Origin of the sequence: uncultured Tenacibaculum sp., from assembly GCF_947495995.1 — a bacterium.
In the GTDB taxonomy this organism is placed as follows: Bacteria; Bacteroidota; Bacteroidia; order Flavobacteriales; family Flavobacteriaceae; genus Polaribacter.
On the sequence record NZ_CANMAX010000007.1, the window covers coordinates 47,119 to 66,207 of the forward strand.

20 protein-coding genes are annotated in these 19,089 nt (G+C 31.0%); 16 read left to right on the top strand and 4 right to left on the bottom strand.

The window, feature by feature from the left end; genetic code table 11:
• Positions 1-65: 65 nt before the first annotated feature.
• The 4 genes from Q1A15_RS16200 to Q1A15_RS16215 form a co-directional block, all read right to left on the bottom strand.
• Positions 66-2,927, bottom strand: coding sequence for a leucine-rich repeat domain-containing protein (locus tag Q1A15_RS16200; RefSeq protein ID WP_299626359.1), 2,862 nt, complete (start codon positions 2,925-2,927; stop codon positions 66-68).
• A gap of 123 nt (positions 2,928-3,050) precedes the next feature.
• On the bottom strand, positions 3,051-3,944 hold the full coding sequence (locus tag Q1A15_RS16205; RefSeq protein WP_299626362.1) for a DUF5777 family beta-barrel protein: 894 nt from the start codon (positions 3,942-3,944) through the stop codon (positions 3,051-3,053).
• A complete protein-coding gene (locus Q1A15_RS16210) occupies positions 3,931-4,476 on the bottom strand; it encodes a YceI family protein (protein WP_299626365.1) in 546 nt (181 codons plus the stop codon). Before Q1A15_RS16210 ends, Q1A15_RS16205 begins: the two co-directional genes overlap by 14 nt.
• The gene (locus Q1A15_RS16215) at positions 4,469-4,900 is read right to left on the bottom strand and encodes a hypothetical protein (protein ID WP_299626368.1); all 432 of its coding nucleotides are present in this window, start codon (positions 4,898-4,900) and stop codon (positions 4,469-4,471) included. The genes Q1A15_RS16210 and Q1A15_RS16215 overlap by 8 nt, the downstream gene beginning before the upstream one ends.
• Before the next feature lie 128 nt (positions 4,901-5,028).
• On the opposite strand from Q1A15_RS16215, the gene Q1A15_RS16220 reads away from it, so the two are divergent.
• From Q1A15_RS16220 to Q1A15_RS16295, 16 genes are all read left to right on the top strand, one after another.
• Positions 5,029-6,186, top strand: coding sequence for a LytTR family DNA-binding domain-containing protein (locus Q1A15_RS16220; protein WP_299626371.1), 1,158 nt, complete (start codon positions 5,029-5,031; stop codon positions 6,184-6,186).
• A 39-nt stretch (positions 6,187-6,225) separates the two neighbouring features.
• A complete protein-coding gene (locus tag Q1A15_RS16225; RefSeq protein ID WP_299626374.1) occupies positions 6,226-6,699 on the top strand; it encodes a hypothetical protein in 474 nt (157 codons plus the stop codon).
• 483 nt (positions 6,700-7,182) lie between these two features.
• The gene (leuS, locus tag Q1A15_RS16230; RefSeq protein WP_299626377.1) at positions 7,183-10,005 is read left to right on the top strand and encodes a leucine--tRNA ligase; all 2,823 of its coding nucleotides are present in this window, start codon (positions 7,183-7,185) and stop codon (positions 10,003-10,005) included.
• A 169-nt stretch (positions 10,006-10,174) separates the two neighbouring features.
• On the top strand, positions 10,175-10,708 hold the full coding sequence (locus Q1A15_RS16235) for a YceI family protein (protein ID WP_299626380.1): 534 nt from the start codon (positions 10,175-10,177) through the stop codon (positions 10,706-10,708).
• A gap of 150 nt (positions 10,709-10,858) precedes the next feature.
• Positions 10,859-11,395, top strand: coding sequence for a YceI family protein (locus Q1A15_RS16240; RefSeq protein ID WP_299626383.1), 537 nt, complete (start codon positions 10,859-10,861; stop codon positions 11,393-11,395).
• Positions 11,382-12,512 carry an NAD(P)/FAD-dependent oxidoreductase gene (locus Q1A15_RS16245; RefSeq protein WP_299626386.1) on the top strand — a complete coding sequence of 377 codons (1,131 nt, stop codon included), beginning with the start codon at positions 11,382-11,384 and terminating at the stop codon, positions 12,510-12,512. Before Q1A15_RS16240 ends, Q1A15_RS16245 begins: the two co-directional genes overlap by 14 nt.
• Positions 12,509-13,213, top strand: coding sequence for a methyltransferase domain-containing protein (locus Q1A15_RS16250; RefSeq protein WP_299626389.1), 705 nt, complete (start codon positions 12,509-12,511; stop codon positions 13,211-13,213). Before Q1A15_RS16245 ends, Q1A15_RS16250 begins: the two co-directional genes overlap by 4 nt.
• A gap of 6 nt (positions 13,214-13,219) precedes the next feature.
• Complete coding sequence (locus tag Q1A15_RS16255; RefSeq protein ID WP_299626392.1) at positions 13,220-14,272, top strand: type III polyketide synthase; 1,053 nt, start codon at positions 13,220-13,222, stop codon at positions 14,270-14,272.
• Positions 14,266-15,066 (top strand): SDR family oxidoreductase, encoded by an 801-nt coding sequence (locus Q1A15_RS16260; RefSeq protein WP_299626394.1) that lies wholly within the window; start codon positions 14,266-14,268, stop codon positions 15,064-15,066. Before Q1A15_RS16255 ends, Q1A15_RS16260 begins: the two co-directional genes overlap by 7 nt.
• A 1-nt stretch (position 15,067) precedes the next feature.
• Positions 15,068-15,511 (top strand): FabA/FabZ family ACP-dehydratase, encoded by a 444-nt coding sequence (locus Q1A15_RS16265; protein WP_299626397.1) that lies wholly within the window; start codon positions 15,068-15,070, stop codon positions 15,509-15,511.
• A 4-nt stretch (positions 15,512-15,515) separates the two neighbouring features.
• Positions 15,516-16,790: a beta-ketoacyl-[acyl-carrier-protein] synthase family protein gene (locus tag Q1A15_RS16270; protein ID WP_299626400.1), complete on the top strand. Its 1,275-nt coding sequence runs from the start codon at positions 15,516-15,518 to the stop codon at positions 16,788-16,790.
• 4 nt (positions 16,791-16,794) lie between these two features.
• Positions 16,795-17,046 carry a phosphopantetheine-binding protein gene (locus Q1A15_RS16275; RefSeq protein ID WP_299626403.1) on the top strand — a complete coding sequence of 84 codons (252 nt, stop codon included), beginning with the start codon at positions 16,795-16,797 and terminating at the stop codon, positions 17,044-17,046.
• On the top strand, positions 17,046-17,639 hold the full coding sequence (locus tag Q1A15_RS16280) for a 4'-phosphopantetheinyl transferase superfamily protein (RefSeq protein WP_299626406.1): 594 nt from the start codon (positions 17,046-17,048) through the stop codon (positions 17,637-17,639). The genes Q1A15_RS16275 and Q1A15_RS16280 overlap by 1 nt, the downstream gene beginning before the upstream one ends.
• Positions 17,636-18,061 carry a hypothetical protein gene (locus Q1A15_RS16285; RefSeq protein WP_299626408.1) on the top strand — a complete coding sequence of 142 codons (426 nt, stop codon included), beginning with the start codon at positions 17,636-17,638 and terminating at the stop codon, positions 18,059-18,061. The genes Q1A15_RS16280 and Q1A15_RS16285 overlap by 4 nt, the downstream gene beginning before the upstream one ends.
• Before the next feature lie 15 nt (positions 18,062-18,076).
• On the top strand, positions 18,077-18,331 hold the full coding sequence (locus Q1A15_RS16290; RefSeq protein WP_299626411.1) for a SemiSWEET transporter: 255 nt from the start codon (positions 18,077-18,079) through the stop codon (positions 18,329-18,331).
• Between the two features lie 13 nt (positions 18,332-18,344).
• A complete protein-coding gene (locus Q1A15_RS16295) occupies positions 18,345-19,079 on the top strand; it encodes a hypothetical protein (RefSeq protein WP_299626414.1) in 735 nt (244 codons plus the stop codon).
• Positions 19,080-19,089 lie beyond the last annotated feature (10 nt).

Consider the following 19,089-nt stretch of genomic DNA (forward strand, 5'->3'; position numbering starts at 1 on the left):
AAAAAAAGCCTTTTAAATTTTTAAAAGGCTTTTTTGTTGTTACTATTTAAATATGAAGATTTTATTTAGGCTTTTAAAACCTCAATGAAATCTTGGTCTTGCCAATACGCTTCAAAGTCAGAATCTGTTTGAAATTGCTTGGCTTGTTTTCCTAAATTTAATGACTGTTTAATCATACCCAACATATCTTCTTTCTTTTCATTTTTAGCATAAAAACACGATAAGTTAAAAGCTAAAACCTCATTACTTACATCTTTAGCTTTAAAATCTTTTGGTAGTAATTTTTCAAAAACTAAAGATTCCACTTCTTTATCTTTAGCCATTATAGCTAAAACAATAGCGTTTGATGCAACATCATCAGTTTTGTGAGATATTCCGACAACAGGAAGCAAGTTTTCTGTAAAGTTTAAGAATACATTTTTAGCAGAATTGAAATCTCCACCCATTAAAGAGTTAATCAATAATTTGGTGGTGAAATTAGACATGTCAAACGAGTAATCGTTTAATTGTTCTTCAGAAATTACTTTTTTACTTTCAGTGATAAAAATAGAATTATCACCATTTGCTAAAGATTGCTGAAAAGCTTCTTTTAATTTATTATTTTGATTTTTTGCTGCTGCCTTTTTTAACTCAGCCCCTTTCCTTTCAGCCAATTCTCTAGCAATATCTTCTTCAGTTTTTCCTTGTAACTTATATTTAAATTCTAGTGCAAAACTTTCATAAGCATCTTTGTCAATATATTTCTTTTCAGTGCTAGAAACTTTATAGTTTAAAACTTTAATAAGCATTTGTGTTACTTCTTCATTATCTTCAGAAATATCCTCTAAATAAGTAGTTAACTTTTCACGATCTAATGAAAAAAGTACTTTGTTTAAGTTGTTTAATGTTGTGTAACTTTTTGCAAAAAATGTATAGTCGAAAACATTAAGTAAGAGATCAAAAGAAAGTTCTTGAATGTTGAAGTTCTCAAATGAACGCTCTAAATCATAATCGTTAAAAAAATATGACGGTAAATCACCATTTAATACATCTTTCAACATCATTTCAAAATCAGAAGCACTTTCACCTTGTAGAGCCTTATGAGTTCGTGAAGCAATATTTTTAATCTTTTCAATTACTTCTCTAGTATCATTAGAAATATCTTCTTCTAAAACGTCATCAATAATATCTAGTATGATGGATTCATCAATGTTTTCAAAAATAAAATTGGTAAAATCACCTACGATTTCAGCTTCATAAGTATTTTCTTCTTTCATTTTACTGAAAATAGGAGCATACAATTCACATATTCCATCACCGTATTCTGGATGTTTTATACCGCTACCTAAAGAAAGTATAAGTTTTGCTAAAGGTTCAATTTCAAACTGAGGTAAGAAATCATCAATCAATTGATCGTGAACAGTAGAACCAAAATAACGATGACCAGCATCATAATACTTCATGCAGTTTATAAAAGCGTCTACAACATGATTTTGTCCGGCTACAGATTTACGTTTTATAAATTCACGAATTACAATAGTAGTTACTTCATAACTATCTCCCATTCCAGTATCAGCAAAACTAACAGAAATCAATTTTTTCAAGGTTTCTTTGCTTAATTTTTCAGCATAGGTACTTACAATAGTATCAAGTGCTGGTATCTCTAAAGTACTGTCATAAGCATCGTGTTTTTTTACATTAAACACAAACTCCATATCACCGATAGCATTTAATACTTCTTCGATTGTGGTAAGGCTACTTTCCTTATTTTCTAAAACAGCGATAATTTCTTCTGGAGAAAATTTCTTTTTTGAAGCTTCATTTTTATCTCTTTCAGTCCATTCTTCTTCTGTAAGATGAGAAGACTTTACTGTTTTCAGATTTTCAAAATGATATAAAGGTAAAAGCGCATTTTTTACATTGAAATTGCTTTTATCTAATGTACATCCTTTGATATTTAAGTATTCAAGCTTAGTTAATTTATGTAGAGGTTCTAAGCTTGTAATTTTTGAGCTAGAAATATCTAAATATTCTAAATTGATGAGTTTACTAACAGCATCTACATTGTTAAGATCGTATGAGTTTTTAATATCTATTTTTTTGAGCCTTGTTAGGTTTTTAACAGCATCAATAGTATTTAATTTAGCTTGGGTAATATGTATTTCTTCTAAATGACTTAGTTCTGCAAGCGGATCAAGGTTTTGAATAGGACAAAATTCTAAACGAATCTCTTTTAAGTTTTTTAATCCAGAAATTGCAGCAGGTAACGCGTTTGGTTTATCTTCAATAAACAATTCATCTTCAAAACTCTTTTCCTCTCTACCTTTAAAACAGAACTTAAAGTTAATTTTTTCAAGAACTTTCCAGTTTTTAATTTCTTCAGGCAGAGTTGTTAACGTATAAAAGTTTTTCAATGTAACTTCATCTACATTAGGAATAGTAGTAAATTCTATTGGTAATTCTTCGAACCCTAAACCATGGAGTTCTAAAGATTTTAACTTCGTTAAGTTTTTAATTTCGTTGGCAACATTGGTTAATGTACCTTGTTTAATCGATAACTTTTGGAGGTTTGTTAATTGTTCAATTTCTTTAGGAATAGAGAATTCAGCATTTCCAAAAGCCAATGATAATTCTTCTAAATCAGGAAAGTTTTTACAAAGCGGTACTAAATCGATATGCGCTAATTGAATGCCAAGATGTTTTATTTTCATTCCTAAAAGTTCGTTGATACGAACTCCAGAAATCTGTAAAACGTCTAACTCTAATTTTTTAAATCCTTCAGGAAAAGTAGACCATTCTTCTATATTAGGTAAGAAATGAAGCGATTTTAAATTGGTGAATTTTTCAATCTCTTCTGTATTGGCTTTTTTACATTCTTCTCCTTTTAAATAAAGACCTGTAACTTCATTATAATGATTAAGCGCTTCTTCTATTGTAGTACACTTCATATGCTAAGTTTTTTAATTTTTGGTAGTCGGTGTTAACTGTTAGTATAACTAACATCAAAACTAGCATGAATGTACAAAGAAAAACACACTGTTTTCCGTGAAAAGAAAACAGTGTGTGAATTTTTATAATTTGTTCTTATTTAGATGTAAGACGAATGTCGCATTAAATCCAAAATGGAAATTTCCATCGTGGAAATTGAAATTATTCGTGGTTTGAGTAATGAATGCATCTTCAGCAAAAGTTCGAGCATTGGTCATGTGAAATTGCAACATTAAATGACTTAATTCCCAATTGACACCTATCATAAAAGGATTGTAAGTTTTAACCGTTTTTACAGGATTGAATACTGAATAATATTCTGATACTATCGATACATGTCCTCCTACTTTATAACGTCCTCCAAATCCAATTCCATATTGTGCTCCAGGATTGCCATTCATCGGTTTTTGACTTCGTGAAATTAAAAACGGACTGACTTGAAGTGATAATTTAGGATTGAATTTTCTGGCGATTAAAACTTTTGAAGTAAAGCTATAATTGCTTGAAGTTGAACTGCCGCCATATAAACTTTTACTCATCATGTTATCAGTCATAGATACAGTTTGTAAGGCAACAATGCTAAAAGGATTTCCTTTTTTTGTTTGTCTTACAAATTTATATTTTAAGTATCCATCTGCAATATCATCCCAAGTACTGTAACCAACACCGATGGCAAAATTATCAGAAATGGCATAATCTAAACCAAAACGCATATTTACTTCATCAGCAAGAAAAAACTGAGTTTCTCCATTAGGTCTGTTCCAGTATCTATTATACCAAGAAATTTCTAAAGCTCCTTTTTTACGCATTTCCACGGAATGTCCTAAACCGAGTCTGGTTGTTTTAAAAGTAGCCATTTCATATGTAGGATTCTTAGGATATTCTTTGTCTAATTTATCCAAAAGTCCCTGTGCATAACTAACAGAATTTACTAGTAATGCTAGAATAAAAGCGAATAATAATTTAGTTATTCTCATAAGGTAAATATTGGAAATTAAATTTTACAAGTACAATTTTAGCGATATTGTTTGATAAAATCGGTGGTATTTTGATATTAAAATCGTGTACCGGAAGGTTGAACTCACCAGTAAGATTATAACTGTCTGGCGTTTTCTGAATTATCGTTTTTATTTCAATTTCTTTGGTAATTCCATGGATGGTAACTTTACCTTTTATCAATTGAGTTTGCGGACCAGCATTTTCTAATCCTTCAAGTAAAGTTCCTTCAAAAGTTGCTTTCGGAAAAATATCCGATTCAATATAACTTTCATTAAAGTGTTCGTGCATTAAATCTTTTTTGAAAACAAATGCTCGCATTAACATTGTTGCTGCAATCTCTTTTTTATCAAAGTCGAGAATACTTAGTACTTGATTGTTCTTTGCTTCAATATTTTCTACCGAAGCATAAGAGAAAAAAGTAACCTGACCTTGCCGAGCAATAAATTGTTGTCCTAAAATACCTCCTATCTTAAAAAATGATAAGATTACTAAAAGCCGTAGTTTATTCATGGTTCCTGTGTGTAACGATAAAGCAATTTAAAAGGATAACATCTTTTAAATATCCTTTACAAATTCCTTTGATATACAATTGTTGATTTATTTTTAAAGTGTTTATATCGGTTTTTTCTGTATCATCTAAATCACAAATAATATTTATAGCGTTTTTACTTTCAAGAATAATTGTTCTTCGATCGTTTAAGGTTGAAATTTTTTTAATCTTACCGTAAACTTCAATAACCTTATCAATGTATTCTTTGTTAGCTAGCTCTTCATTTGTGTTAAACTCATTCGTAAGTTCACTTGTTGAAATTGTAAACTCGGGACTAGAATGTTTAATGTTTTTAAATTGATATGATAGCATTGTTTCATACATAATGTAAGCTATCACTAGAAAAACAGCACTTATAAATAAAAAACGATATTTTTTAATCATCGTGTTATATTTAATTTCTATCAAAGTAAACTAATTATTTTTATAATTTTAGAATAATTTTGGGTGAAAAGGAAAATAGAACGATGAAAAGGAAAAAATGATGATCAATCATTTTTATATTTGGATCAATGAAAAAAGACAAACTATATTTATTTACTGTTTTATCAATCTCAGTAGTTTTTTTAATTATCTCTATTATTGGGGCGAAATATTTTATTAAAGCTAGTGCAAATCAGTTAATCGAAGTTCAAGTAGAAACGAGTAAGCGTGAAGCAAATGAGATTGCGAGCATAATCGATTTCCAATTATCAAACAATTTAAACAAGGAAGCTGTTTTAGAAAACCTTCAAACTACAATAACAGGAACAAATTCTAATGCTTGGTTTATTTCTGTATTAGATTGGTCGGGAAAAAAAGTTTGTTATCCAGATAAAACGAAGTTAGGGGAAATCGAGAAATCGAATTCTAATTTATTACAATCGTTAAAAGAAAAGAATAATTCTGAAGATTTGTATGATATTCTTGTCTCAAACAGATCAGAAGAACAAGGGAAAGAATATGTAGAGGTAATTCATACTGCTCCAGTAAAAAGCACAGATTTATTAATTGCAGCGAATGTTAATGTATCTAGTATCGATAAACAATTGCAACAACTAAAACGTAACTTTTACTTAATTTTCTTGTTAATGGGAATTTTAGTGATTGTACTTTCTTCAGTTGCGGTTCGAATTATTGGAAGTAAATATGAAAAACACTTAGAAGAGAAATATACATCACTAGAATCGGAAGTAATTAACTTATCAAAACTAAATACAGATTTAGTCAATTATAAAGAGAAAAAAGAGAAGGATTTAGACGAACAAGCTAAGATAGAAGCAGCTGCAGTTGTTGAGGAAGAAATAGTAGAAGAAACGACAGACAGTAAAACTTCTGAAGTTGTAGAACCAAATAGAAAAAGGATTTTGACGTATATGCGTAATGAGCTAGTTCCTGTTTTAATTAATGAGATTGCTTATGTATATACCGAAAATACGATCACTTATGTTGTAAATTTCGATGGAAAGAAATCTACATCTAATGCAAGTTTAGATGATATGTATACTAATTTCGATCCTACTTTATTCTTTAGAGCAAATCGACAGTACATTATCAGCATATCCGCTATTGATAAGATTATTAAATACGGAAAGAGTCAATTAAAGATTGTCTTAAACTCTAATGTAAACGAAGAAATTATCATTAGTAAGAATAAAGCTGCTGAATTTAAGCAGTGGTTGAATATGTAGTTTGAAAAGTGTTGATAACAACTTAAACTAAGAAAAAAATTGAAAAGAAAAGAGACGGATTTTATTAATATTTTAGGAATAGGTGTTTTTGCATTTTTTTCAATACTTGAATTTTGTGGATCACTTGATTATTTTTTTAAGAACCTTCTTATAATAAATGAAGCTGATTCAAAAATGATCCTATGGCTTCCTGAAATAATTGATCTTATAGTATTTGTAATTTTAGTAGTTTGGATGATAAACAAGTATATAAATCCACCTGAAATTAATACTCGAAAAGTTCTTACTAAACTAATAGGTATATTTTTTGGAATAATTATCCTTCAATTCTTATTTACATATTATGGAACTTATTATTTAATGGAAAAATATTCATCAGAATTCGATTTATATATTGAAGGTGTAAAAGATAATTATGAGCTACAAAGTTATATAGCTTTTATCCCAATTCTGAAGTATATGATTTTTGCCGTAATACTTTTAACTAAAAGAGCTGCTAATAATAATGTTTAATTATATTTAAAGCAAAGCCAATTATTTCTTCGTACTAATGTGCAGTAATACACAGATAATTTTCACTTCCTTCTAAACCTTTTTTTTCCTCTTTAGCAAGTGTTTTTCACCTTTCACAAAGTTTAATAGCTTGTTATTACTAGCTTCTTTGGTTATTTGTACCAGAGTTGAAAAGTAAAACACAACAAACAAGTATATCTTATTCTAGAGTTTTCTTCAATAGAAATAAAGCAGAAATATCTATGACTGACGATTGAGAAAATACTATTTACCAGCTCTACAATAACACTCAAAATAGTTTAAGTTAAACCAAGTTTCTTTATATTCCAAGGATAGGATAGTGCCGACCCAGCACTGTCCTTTTTTTATATCTTCAATTAATCTTTGAATTGCTTTAGCTAAAACTTTTATAATCCTGAAATTACCGTAAATTTGTAGCTTGAATTACGTCATTTCTTGTAATGACAAGAATAAAATTAAACAATGCAATACAATCACCAAGAGATCGAAAAAAAGTGGCAAGAGTATTGGGCAAAAAACCAAACTTTTAAAGCTAGTAACACTTCCGATAAACCCAAATATTACGTGTTAGATATGTTTCCTTACCCATCCGGAGCAGGGTTACATGTTGGACATCCATTGGGATATATCGCAAGTGATATTTATGCGCGTTACAAACGTCATAAAGGATTTAATGTATTGCACCCACAAGGTTACGATTCTTTCGGATTACCTGCAGAGCAGTATGCAATTCAAACAGGTCAGCATCCTGCAATAACCACAGAAACTAATATTAAAACATATCGCGGACAGTTAGATAAAATCGGATTTTCATTCGATTGGTCTCGTGAAGTTCGTACATCAAACCCGGAATATTATAAATGGACACAGTGGATTTTTATCCAATTGTTCAATTCTTGGTATAATAAAGATTCAGATAAAGCAGAAGATGTAAGTACATTAATTGCAAAGTTTGAAGCTGAAGGAAATACAACTGTAAATGCAGTTTGTGATGAAGATATCATTACGTTTACTGCTGACGAGTGGAACGGTTTTTCTTCAACAAAACAACAAGAAATTTTATTACAATACCGTTTAACATTTTTATCTGATACAGAAGTAAACTGGTGTCCAGCTTTAGGAACAGTTTTAGCAAATGATGAAATTGTAAACGGAGTTTCAGAACGTGGAGGTCATCCTGTTGTTCGTAAAAAAATGACACAATGGTCGATGCGAATTTCTGCGTATGCACAGCGTTTATTAGATGGATTAAATGGAATTGATTGGCCACAGCCGTTAAAAGATATTCAAACTAATTGGATTGGTCGTTCGCAAGGAGCAATGGTGTCTTTTAAAGTTGATGGAAACGATGCTAATATCGATGTGTTTACTACGCGTCCTGATACGATTTACGGAGTAAGTTTTATGACGTTAGCTCCAGAACATGAATTAGTAGCAAAAATTACTACTGATGCACAACGTGAAGCAGTAGAGACTTATGTTGAAGCTACGGCAAAACGTTCAGAAAGAGATCGTATGGCTGATGTTAAAACAATTTCTGGAGTTTTTACAGGAGCATATGCAATCCATCCTTTTTCTGGAAAACAAGTACCAATTTGGATTGGTGATTATGTGTTAGCAAGCTACGGAACTGGTGCTGTAATGGCAGTTCCTTGTGGTGACCAACGTGATTACGATTTTGCAAAGCATTTCGATTTAGAGATTCCAAATATTTTTGAAGGTGTTGATATTTCTGAAGAAGCTTTTGCTGATAAAGAAAAGTCTGTTATTGCGAATTCTGATTTCTTAAATGGTTTACCATACAAGAAAGCGATGAAAACTGTAATCTATGAAATGGAACAACGTGGATTTGGTTACGGAAAAATAAACTATCGTTTACGTGATGCAGTATTTAGTCGTCAACGTTATTGGGGAGAACCATTCCCAGTTTATTACAAAGACGGAATGCCTCAGATGATTGAGAAGCAACATTTACCTGTTGTTTTACCAGAAGTTGAAAAGTATTTACCAACAGAAGATGGTAAACCACCATTAGGAAATGCTGATGTTTGGGCTTGGGATACAACTACTAATACTGTTGTTTCAAATGATAAAATAGATAATGAAACCGTATTTCCATTAGAACTAAATACAATGCCAGGTTGGGCAGGAAGTTCTTGGTATTTTAACCGTTATATGGATGCTACAAATGATGGTGATTTTGTGAGCGCAGCAGCGGTTGAGTATTGGAAAGAAGTTGATTTATATATCGGAGGTTCTGAACATGCAACAGGACACTTATTATATGCACGTTTTTGGCAAAAGTTCTTATTCGATTTAGGTTTGGTTCCTGTTGATGAATTTGCAAAGAAATTAATCAATCAAGGAATGATCTTAGGAACTTCTGCTATCGTATACAGAGTTGCTGGAACAAACAAATATGTGTCTTTAGGTCTTAAAGACAATTATAAAGCTGATGAATTACAGGAATTACGTGTAGATGTAAAATTAATTAATTCTTCAGATGAGTTAAATTTAGAAGGATTAAAGAATTGGCAACCACAATATGCTGATGCTGAATTTGAGTTAGAAGACGGAAAATACATCGTAGGCCGTGAGGTTGAAAAAATGTCTAAACGTTGGTTTAATGTTGTAAATCCTGATGATATTTGTGAAGAATACGGAGCAGATAGTTTACGTTTATTCGAAATGTTCTTAGGACCTTTAGAGCAATTTAAACCTTGGAAAACCTCCGGTATTTCTGGAGTGTATTCTTTCTTAAAGAAACTTTGGAAGTTATTCCACAACGGAGAAAACTTTGAAGTTTCAGAAGGTGAACCAACTAAAGACAACTTAAAAACATTACATAAAACAATTAAGAAAGTAGAAGAAGATATTGAGAATTTCTCTTTCAATACTTCAGTTTCTACATTCATGATTGCGGTTAATGAGTTAACTGCTCAAAAATGTAATAACAAAGCAATTTTAGAAGAGTTATTAATCTTAGTTTCTCCTTATGCACCACATATTGCAGAAGAATTATGGAGTGAATTAGGTCATGAAAACTCGATTGCTTTTGCTGCTTTCCCTCAGTTTGATGGAAAACACTTGATAGAGTCTGAAAAAGAATATCCAATTTCTTTTAATGGGAAAATGCGTTTCAAGCTAAAGTTACCATTAGACATGTCGAAAGAAGATATTGAAAAAACAGTAATGGCTCACGAAAAAACACAAGAACAATTACAAGGTCGTACACCTAAAAAGGTGATTATCGTACCTGGAAAGATTATCAATATCGTAGGATAATTTAATCATAAATGGATATTTACTGAGCTTTAGTAAATATCCATTTTTTTGTGTGTTTTTATAAGTTTTTTTCTTGTAAATTGATTTTTTGTTAAAAAATCACTATATTATTAATCAATTTATTAAGTTTTTATTATTTGTAATAAGCTTAATTTTAAAGGTTTACAAGATGAAAAAATTAATCCCCTTAATGATCGTTTTCTTGAGTGCCTTTCAAATTCACTCACAAAAGTTAACTCAAGATGTATCGAAAACTACCGTTGTATTTAAAATTAAATATTTTGGAGCTTATGTAGATGCTTTATTTACTAAAGTAGATATTGATGGCAATTTTGATCAGAATGATTTGAAATCTAGTTTCTTAAATGCTACGATAGATGTAAATTCATTCGATACCAACAACTCGTACCGAAATAAAATTTTATCAAAAGATTACTTCGACGTTAAAAATTATCCAACAATTACATTAAAGTCTAGCGCGATAGAAAAAGTCGCAACCAATTTGTACAATCTTAAAGCAGATTTAAATATTAAAGGAATTACAAAATCTGTAACACTACCTTTAATCGTTTCTGAAAATGGAAATAAGATTAGTATTAAATCAGGCTTTACAATTGATAGACTAGATTATAAAGTAGGAAAAAGTAGTCTTCTATTGTCTAGAAAAGTAATTACCAACGTGAATTTCTTAGCGGTTAAGTAAACTACGGTAACGGTTATATGTAAAAATTATCAATCTTAAATTGATAAATCCAATATCTTAAAGTTTAGTTATTATAACGTAACGACACTTAAAAGAGTTGTAATTTTTCTTATCTTCAATGCAGTTAAATCCAAATGAATTTACTCCAAGATGAATAAGTTAATTTTACTTGCTTTTCTAAGTGTTACTACTTGGAATCTTTCCGCTCAAAAGTTTGTTCAAGATCAATCTGCGACCAAAGTAATGTTCAAAATCAAAAATTTTGGATCTTATGTAGATTGCATGTTTTCTAAAGTTGATTTTGATGTAAAGTTCGACAAGAACGATTTAGCTAATAGTTATATCAATACAACCATAGCTGTATCTTCCGTAGAAACAAAAAACAAGTCAAGAGATAAAAGTTTGGCTAAGAAAAAATACTTCAATATTGCAGAATATCCTAACATTACTTTAAAGTCTACTAAGATTGAAATGGTAGAAACTAATCTCTATAACTTAACTGGAAATCTAACAATTAAAGGAACTACTAAGTCAATTACAATACCAATTAAATTATCTGAAAAAGGAAATAAACTAAGCATTAATTCAGATTTTAGTATCGATAGGTTAGATTATAACGTAGGAAAAAGCAGCTTAATTTTATCAAAAAAAGTAATAGCTAAAGTAAACTATCTTGGTACAAAATAAGGTAGTTATTGTTGGTGGAGGTTTAGCAGGTTTGGTGAGTGCTATTCATCTTGCTAAAAAAGGAATATCGGTAACAGTTATTGAAAAAAATACATATCCGAAGCATAAAGTTTGTGGAGAATATATCTCAAATGAGGTTTTACCTTATTTACAATCCTTAGGTTTCGATCCGCTTCAGTTTCAAGCTAAAGAAATTACCGATTTTACATTATCGACTTCCAGTAACACTACCATAAAAACAAAACTTCCCTTGGGTGGTTTTGGAATTAGCAGATACACATTAGATTATGAATTAGCAAAACTCGCTAAGCAAAATGGAGTTGAAATTATTCACGATTATGTGAGTCAAATTGACTTTCAGAATGAAATCTTCACGATAACCACAAAAAGTAACAAAACCTTTACAGCAGATATTGTTATTGGAGCTTATGGAAAGCGTTCTAATATTGATATTAGTTTAAAGCGTTCTTTTATTCAACAGAAATCACCTTTTTTGGCAGTAAAAGCACATTACAAAGGAGAATTTCCAGAGGATAAAGTTTCATTATACAATTTTAAAGGAGGATATTGTGGAGTTTCTAAAGTAGAAAACGATCATATTAATGTTTGTTATATCACAAGTTATGATGCTTTTAAAAAGTATACAGATATTGATGAATTTCAAAATAAAGTCCTTTTACAAAATAAACAACTACAAGAAATTATAGGGAACTCTAAATTAATGTTTCCAAGTCCGTTAACCATAAGTCAGATTTCTTTTGCTGAAAAGCAACCTGTAGAAAATCACATGCTGATGTGTGGTGATACTGCAGGAATGATTCATCCACTTTGTGGAAACGGAATGGCTATGGCAATTCATTCCGCACAAATAGCTTCAGAAATTATCATACAATATTTCAATAAAGAGATTTCAACAAGAAAAGAGCTTGAAGAAATATATACTCGAGAATGGAAGAAAGCTTTTAATAAGCGTTTACGAATGGGAAGAAAACTTGCTGCTTTGTTTAATATGGATTTCTTTTCGGAAATGATTACCTTAGGCTTACGACTATTTCCATGGATTTTACCCATCATTATTAAAAAAACACATGGGAAATACCTCAAACCAATACAATGATCAACACCAAATATAGAAGCAAAGAAGAAGAAATCATGGATGATTTCGATATGTCTGGTGAAACCTTGATCAAAACACTAGACATCATTGCTAAAATTAATCGTGTATTAGGAGGTAATATATTAACCTTAAATGGCGTAAAAAAACTCTGTAAAGATCAGCCAAAAGATAAAGTGATTTCTATAATCGATTTGGGTTGTGGAAATGGAGATATGTTAAGAGCAATTGCCAAGTTAGGAAGAAAACAAGGTCGTAAGTTTGAACTTATCGGTGTAGATGCGAATCAAGCTACAATAGATTATGCAATTGAGTTATCAAAAGAATATCCAGAGATTCGGTATTTGAAACAAGATATCCTGACTGACGAATTTAAAGAACTGTCTTACGATATTTCGCTATTTACACTTTTTCTGCATCATTTTTCAGATAAAGAAATAGCAAAGCTATTACCAATAATACAAGATCGAACCAAGTTAGGTTTAGTGATAAACGATTTACACCGACATAAATTGGCTTATTACTTATTCAAAATCATTACGTTATTTATTAAAAATAAAATGGTGAAGAACGATGGTTTGGTATCTATTTTAAGAGGATTTAAAAGAAAAGAACTAGAGAGTTTTGCTAAGAACTTATCTGGTAAAAGCACAATTACTTGGAAATGGGCATTCCGTTACCAATGGTTAATAAAGCATCATTAAATATTTATGAGCGTACGAATTACATCAGTTGCAAAGCAACTTCCAAAATATACAAGAAATACAAAAGAAATTTTACCGTATTTAAAAGTATGGTTATCTGGTCAAGAAGAGCGTTTTCAAAGAAAGGCAATTAAAATTTTTGAAAATGCAGGTGTAGATCGACGTTATTCAATTATGGATGCAGAAGATGTTTTTTTAAACACTTCTTTTGAAGAGAAAAATGAAATCTATACGAGAGAATGTACAAAGTTAGCAGAACAAGCTTTGGTAAAGGCTTTGGCGAAAGCAAATCTTGCCGCAAATGAAGTTGATTATATTATTACAGTAAGTTGTACGGGAATTATGATTCCGTCTTTAGATGCCTATCTAATCAATAGCTTACAAATGAAACAAGACATTGTTCGTTTGCCCGTGACAGAAATGGGGTGTGCAGCTGGAGTTTCAGGAATTATTTATGCGAAAAACTTTTTAAAAGCGAACCCAAATAAAAGAGCTGCAGTAATCGCTGTAGAATCGCCAACAGCTACGTTTCAATTAAATGATTATTCGATGGTAAATATTGTAAGTGCGGCCATTTTTGGAGATGGAGCATCGTCAGTTATTTTATCGTCTTATGAAGATGAAGTTGGTCCGGAAATCTTAGACGAAGCAATGTATCATTTTTATAATGCAACACACATGATGGGCTTCAATTTAAAAAATACAGGATTACAAATGGTGTTAGATAAATCTGTTCCTGAGACAATTTCAAATCATTTTCCGAAGATTATCCATCCTTTTTTAGAAAAGAATAAGCTAAGCATATCAGATATAGATCATTTAGTTTTTCATCCAGGAGGAAAGAAAATCGTACAAACCGTAGAAGATCTTTTTGGAAAATTAGGAAAGAATATAGACGATACGAAAGAGGTTTTAAAATTATATGGAAACATGTCTAGCGCTACTGTTTTATATGTTTTAGAACGATTTATAGATAGAGATTTACCAAAAGGTGATAAAGGATTAATGTTGAGTTTCGGACCCGGATTTTCAGCGCAACGAATTTTATTAGAATGGTAAGAGAATTTGCACATAAAAATGAGTGGGCTGTTATTTTAGGTGGTTCTAGCGGATTGGGTTTAGCAACTGCTAAAAAGCTAGCAAAACACGGTCTGAATATCTGTATTTTACACCGAGATCGAAAATCTGATATGTCACGCATTGAAGATGATTTTGAAATTTTTCGTAATGAAAATGTTCAATTATTAGCTTTTAATGTAGATGCATTGCATACAGAGAAAAGAGCACATATTATTTCAGAATTGAAAGAGAATTTAGGATCAACAGGAAAGATTCGAGTATTTGTACACAGTATTGCCAAAGGAAATTTAAAACCTATGGTTGCTGAAGATGAATCACCACAATTAAAAAACGATGATTTTAGTCTAACCATTAATGCCATGGCGATTAGTTTATACGATTGGGTAAAAGCATTATTTACCGCGGAGTTATTTGCTGATGATACTAGAATTATAAGTTTTACAAGTGAAGGAAATCGGAAGGTTTGGCAAAATTACGCAGCGGTTTCTGCGGCTAAAGTAACTTTAGAAGCAATTACTCGAAACATTGCTTTAGAGTTTGCTCTTTACGGAATTAAAGCGAATTGCATTCAAGCAGGTGTTACCGATACAAATTCATTTCAACGAATTCCAGGAAGTGAAACCATAAAAAATCACGTGTTAAAAACGAATCCTTTTAAACGTTTAACCACGCCAGAAGATGTGGCAAATGTGGTATATTTATTAAGTAAAGATGAAGCCAAATGGATTAACGGAAGTATTATTCCTGTGGACGGCGGAGAACATATAGTGTAGCATGACAAGTGAACAAATCATAACAGTATTACCTTATGAAAAACCTTTTTTATTTGTTGATGAAATCATCAATATTTCTGAAGAAGGAGTAACTGGTCAATATACATTTCAAAAAGAAGAATTTTATTATCAAGGGCATTTTAAAGATGATCCAGTAACACCAGGAGTTATATTAACCGAAGTAATGGCGCAAATCGGTGTAGTTTGTCTCGGTATTTTTCTTTTAGGAAAAGAAAGTGTGTTAGAAGAAAAACCAGCAATAGCGTTAACATCTAATGCTATCAATTTCTTTCTTCCTGTATTTCCTGAAGAGAAAGTAACGGTTATTTCTGAAAAACAATACTTCAGATTCAATAAGTTAAAATGTAAAGTAAAAATGCTGAATGTCAAAGGCGAATTAGTATGTAGAGGTGAAATCGCTGGAATGTTAACGAATAAAAAATAATCAGTTGAATAAAAGAGTTGTAATAACAGGTTTAGGAGTTGTTGCTCCAAATGGAGTCGATATACAGTCGTTTACAAATGCGATTAAAAATGGCGTTTCTGGTATTACATTTCATCAAGATTTAAAAGATTTGAACTTTTCGTGTTGTATTGGCGGACTTCCAACAATTACCGAAGAGAAAAAACTAGATTATTTATCGGCTTTAGAGTTGAGAGGTTTTAATAGTTCCGGAATTTTATATGGTTGTATTGCTGGAATAGATGCTTGGAAAGATGCGGGCTTTATAGTTGATAAAGAAAGTGATTTAGACTTTGATACAGGAATTGTTTTTGGAACAGGAACTTCTGGAGTTGAAAAATTTCGTGAAGCTATTTATAAAGTTGATGACAATAAAGTAAAACGCTTAGGTAGCACAACAGTTATACAAACTATGGCTAGCGGAATTAGCGCATATTTAGGCGGTAAGCTAGGTTTAGGAAATCAAGTAACTACAAATTCTTCTGCTTGTACAACTGGAACGGAAGCGATATTAATGGGTTACGATAGAATTGCTTTAGGCAAAGCAAATCGAATGTTAGTTGGGAGTTGTAGTGATGGCGGACCTTATGTTTGGGGTGGTTTCGATGCTATGCGTGTAATGACATATAAACACAATGAGAATCCAAAAGAAGGATCTCGTCCAATGAGTGCAACAGCATCTGGTTTTGTCCCAGGAGCTGGAGCCGGAGCTTTGGTGTTAGAATCTTTAGAAAGTGCGTTAGGAAGAGGAGCAACTATTTATGGAGAAGTTTTAGGTGGAGCTGTGAATTCTGGCGGACAAAGAAATGGAGGAACAATGACTGCGCCTAATGGAATAGCTGTACAACGATGTATTACAGACGCAATTCGAAATTCAGGAATTACTGCGGATGAAATTGATGTGATTAATGGACATTTAACGGCTACATCAAAAGATGCTTTTGAAATTCAAAATTGGTCAGAAGCATTAGGAAGAAAAGGGGCGAATTTTCCTTATATCAATTCATTAAAATCAATGATTGGTCATTGTTTAGCCGCTGCAGGAAGTATCGAAAGTATTTCTGCTGTTCTTCAGTTACATCACGATTTTATATTTCCATCGATAAATTGTGAAGATATTCATCCAGATATTTTAGCAGAGATAGATCAAGCACAAATTCCGAAAGAAAAAATAGATACAAAAATTAATATTATGGCCAAAGCAAGTTTTGGTTTTGGTGACGTAAATGGATGCGTAATATTAAAAAAATACAACCGATAAGTATATGACAAACGAAGAACTAATACCTAAATTAAAAGAAATCGTTAAACCTTATATTCAAGACCAAGTGGCTTTTGATAATTTAACGGAAGAGACTGATTTTATTAATGATTTAAAAATCAATTCTGCTAATTTAGTGGACGTAGTTTTAGATGTTGAAGATGAATTCGATATCGAAATAGATAACGATGCTATGGAGCAAATGCTAAATGTAAAAAACGCAATAGCAATTATTAAAGGCAAATTAGCTTCGTAATGATTGGGAACGATATTGTAGATATCAACTTTACAAGAAAGCAAAGTAATTGGCAACGTGACGGTTTTTTAGATAAGATTTTTACATCTGAAGAACAAGAACATATACTAGAAAGTAAATGTAGTTTTACTTCAGTTTGGCAATTGTGGAGTATGAAAGAGAGTGTCTACAAAATCTATGTTCGAAAATATAAAGAACGCTTCTTTGCTCCTAAAAAGCTCGTATGCACTCTTACTGATTCTTCTAACGGATCGGTAATTATAAATGATGAAAAGTATTTTTCGAAAACTATCACGAATAAAAAATATATCTATTCCACTGCAATTTCAGGTGTAAGTAATTTATCAAGTGTCGATACTTTTTGTTTCCCTTTAAAAGAAGGTGGTTTCAGTACACAACGAGCAACAGTTTATAGTCAATTAAAAAATAGAATTGCAGAAAAATATAATCTGAATTCTAAAATTATTCAAATAGAGAAAACAGCATTAGGTATTCCAGAAGTTAAAGTCAATAATCAAACTTTAGGAGTTAATATATCACTTACCCATCACGGTAATTATGGCGCAGTTTCAATCTTAAATCTAAACTTATGAAAGAATTTATCGCTTACGCAAAATTGCAATTTTCAGTAGATAAAAAACTAGTTTTAACCTATGCAATCGTATATTTTATTTGGGGAACCATAATGAATAATTTTGGTGCAGCTGTTGAAATTGCAAGGTTTACCTATTGGTGGCAAGTAATTACGTGTTATATATTTTATATGATTCCGATATCGTTGCTTTTACGCGGTTTACCATTTCATATGCAATATGCTTACGGATTAATAGCAATGGGTGTATTGGAGTTTTTAGGTTATGCATTACAAACTTCTTATGCGTATCCTGATAATATTTTAGATAAACTTTTTAATATCAGGAATTTCAGTTTAGGAATGACTATGTTTTTTGGTTTGTATTTTCCTATCGGAAACATGATGGTTGGTAAGATTTATAGAGCTATCTTTGGCGATTAAAATTGAAATATTATTATGTCATTTCATGAGATTTTAGGGTATTTAGCAGCATTTTTAACTACGGCTTCTTTTTTACCTCAGGTATATAAAACATGGAAAACAAAATCTACAGAAGGATTATCACTAACCATGTATACTATTTTTCTAACAGGAATTATTTGCTGGCTGATTTATGGTATTTACTTAAATAGTTTGCCTATAATTCTAGCAAATACAGTTACAGGAGTTTCAGCAGTTATGCTAATAATAATGAAGCTTAAATACAAATAGTAAACTATATTTAATGTCACGTAAACTTCATTTAAGAACTAGAAAAACACATCGTTATTTAGGTCTTTTTATAGGGATCCAATTTTTATTCTGGACAATTGGAGGGTTGTACTTTAGCTGGAACAATATGAAAGATGTTCACGGTAAAACATTGTTAGATAAATCAGAACACACTTTTGCATTTAAATTCAATGAACCAGTTCGTAAACTTTTAGGAGTTATAAAAGAACCTATCAAAAATATTGAAGGAGTTGTAGTGAATCAGGATAGTCTTTTACGAGTAGAAACTGTTTCAAAAAATTACCTTCTAACGTTAAGTAATAGAGTGTATGCTATTAAAGATAGTTTAACTAAAGATCAAATTTCTTCTTTTGTGAAAAGTAGATTAAAAGAAGAGATTTCAATTCGTAAAGTTTCATTACTAACAAAAGAAAACGTTGCTAAAGATCACGAATATAGAGAGAAACCATTGCCAGTTTATGTTGTTGAATTAGAACATTCAACGAATACAAAGGTGTATGTTCATCCCCAGTTGGCTAAAATTACTTCAGTAAGAAACGATAATTGGAGGCGTTTTGATTTTTTATGGATGTTACATGTTATGGATTTTGAAACTAGAGATCATATTACAAATTGGACATTGCGTATTTTTTCTGTTTTAGGACTAGCAACAATATTATCTGGTTTCTACTTATTTTATTTAAGTTCTCCTACGATCAGAAGAATAAAAAAGAAAAATAATAGTTAACATATACTTT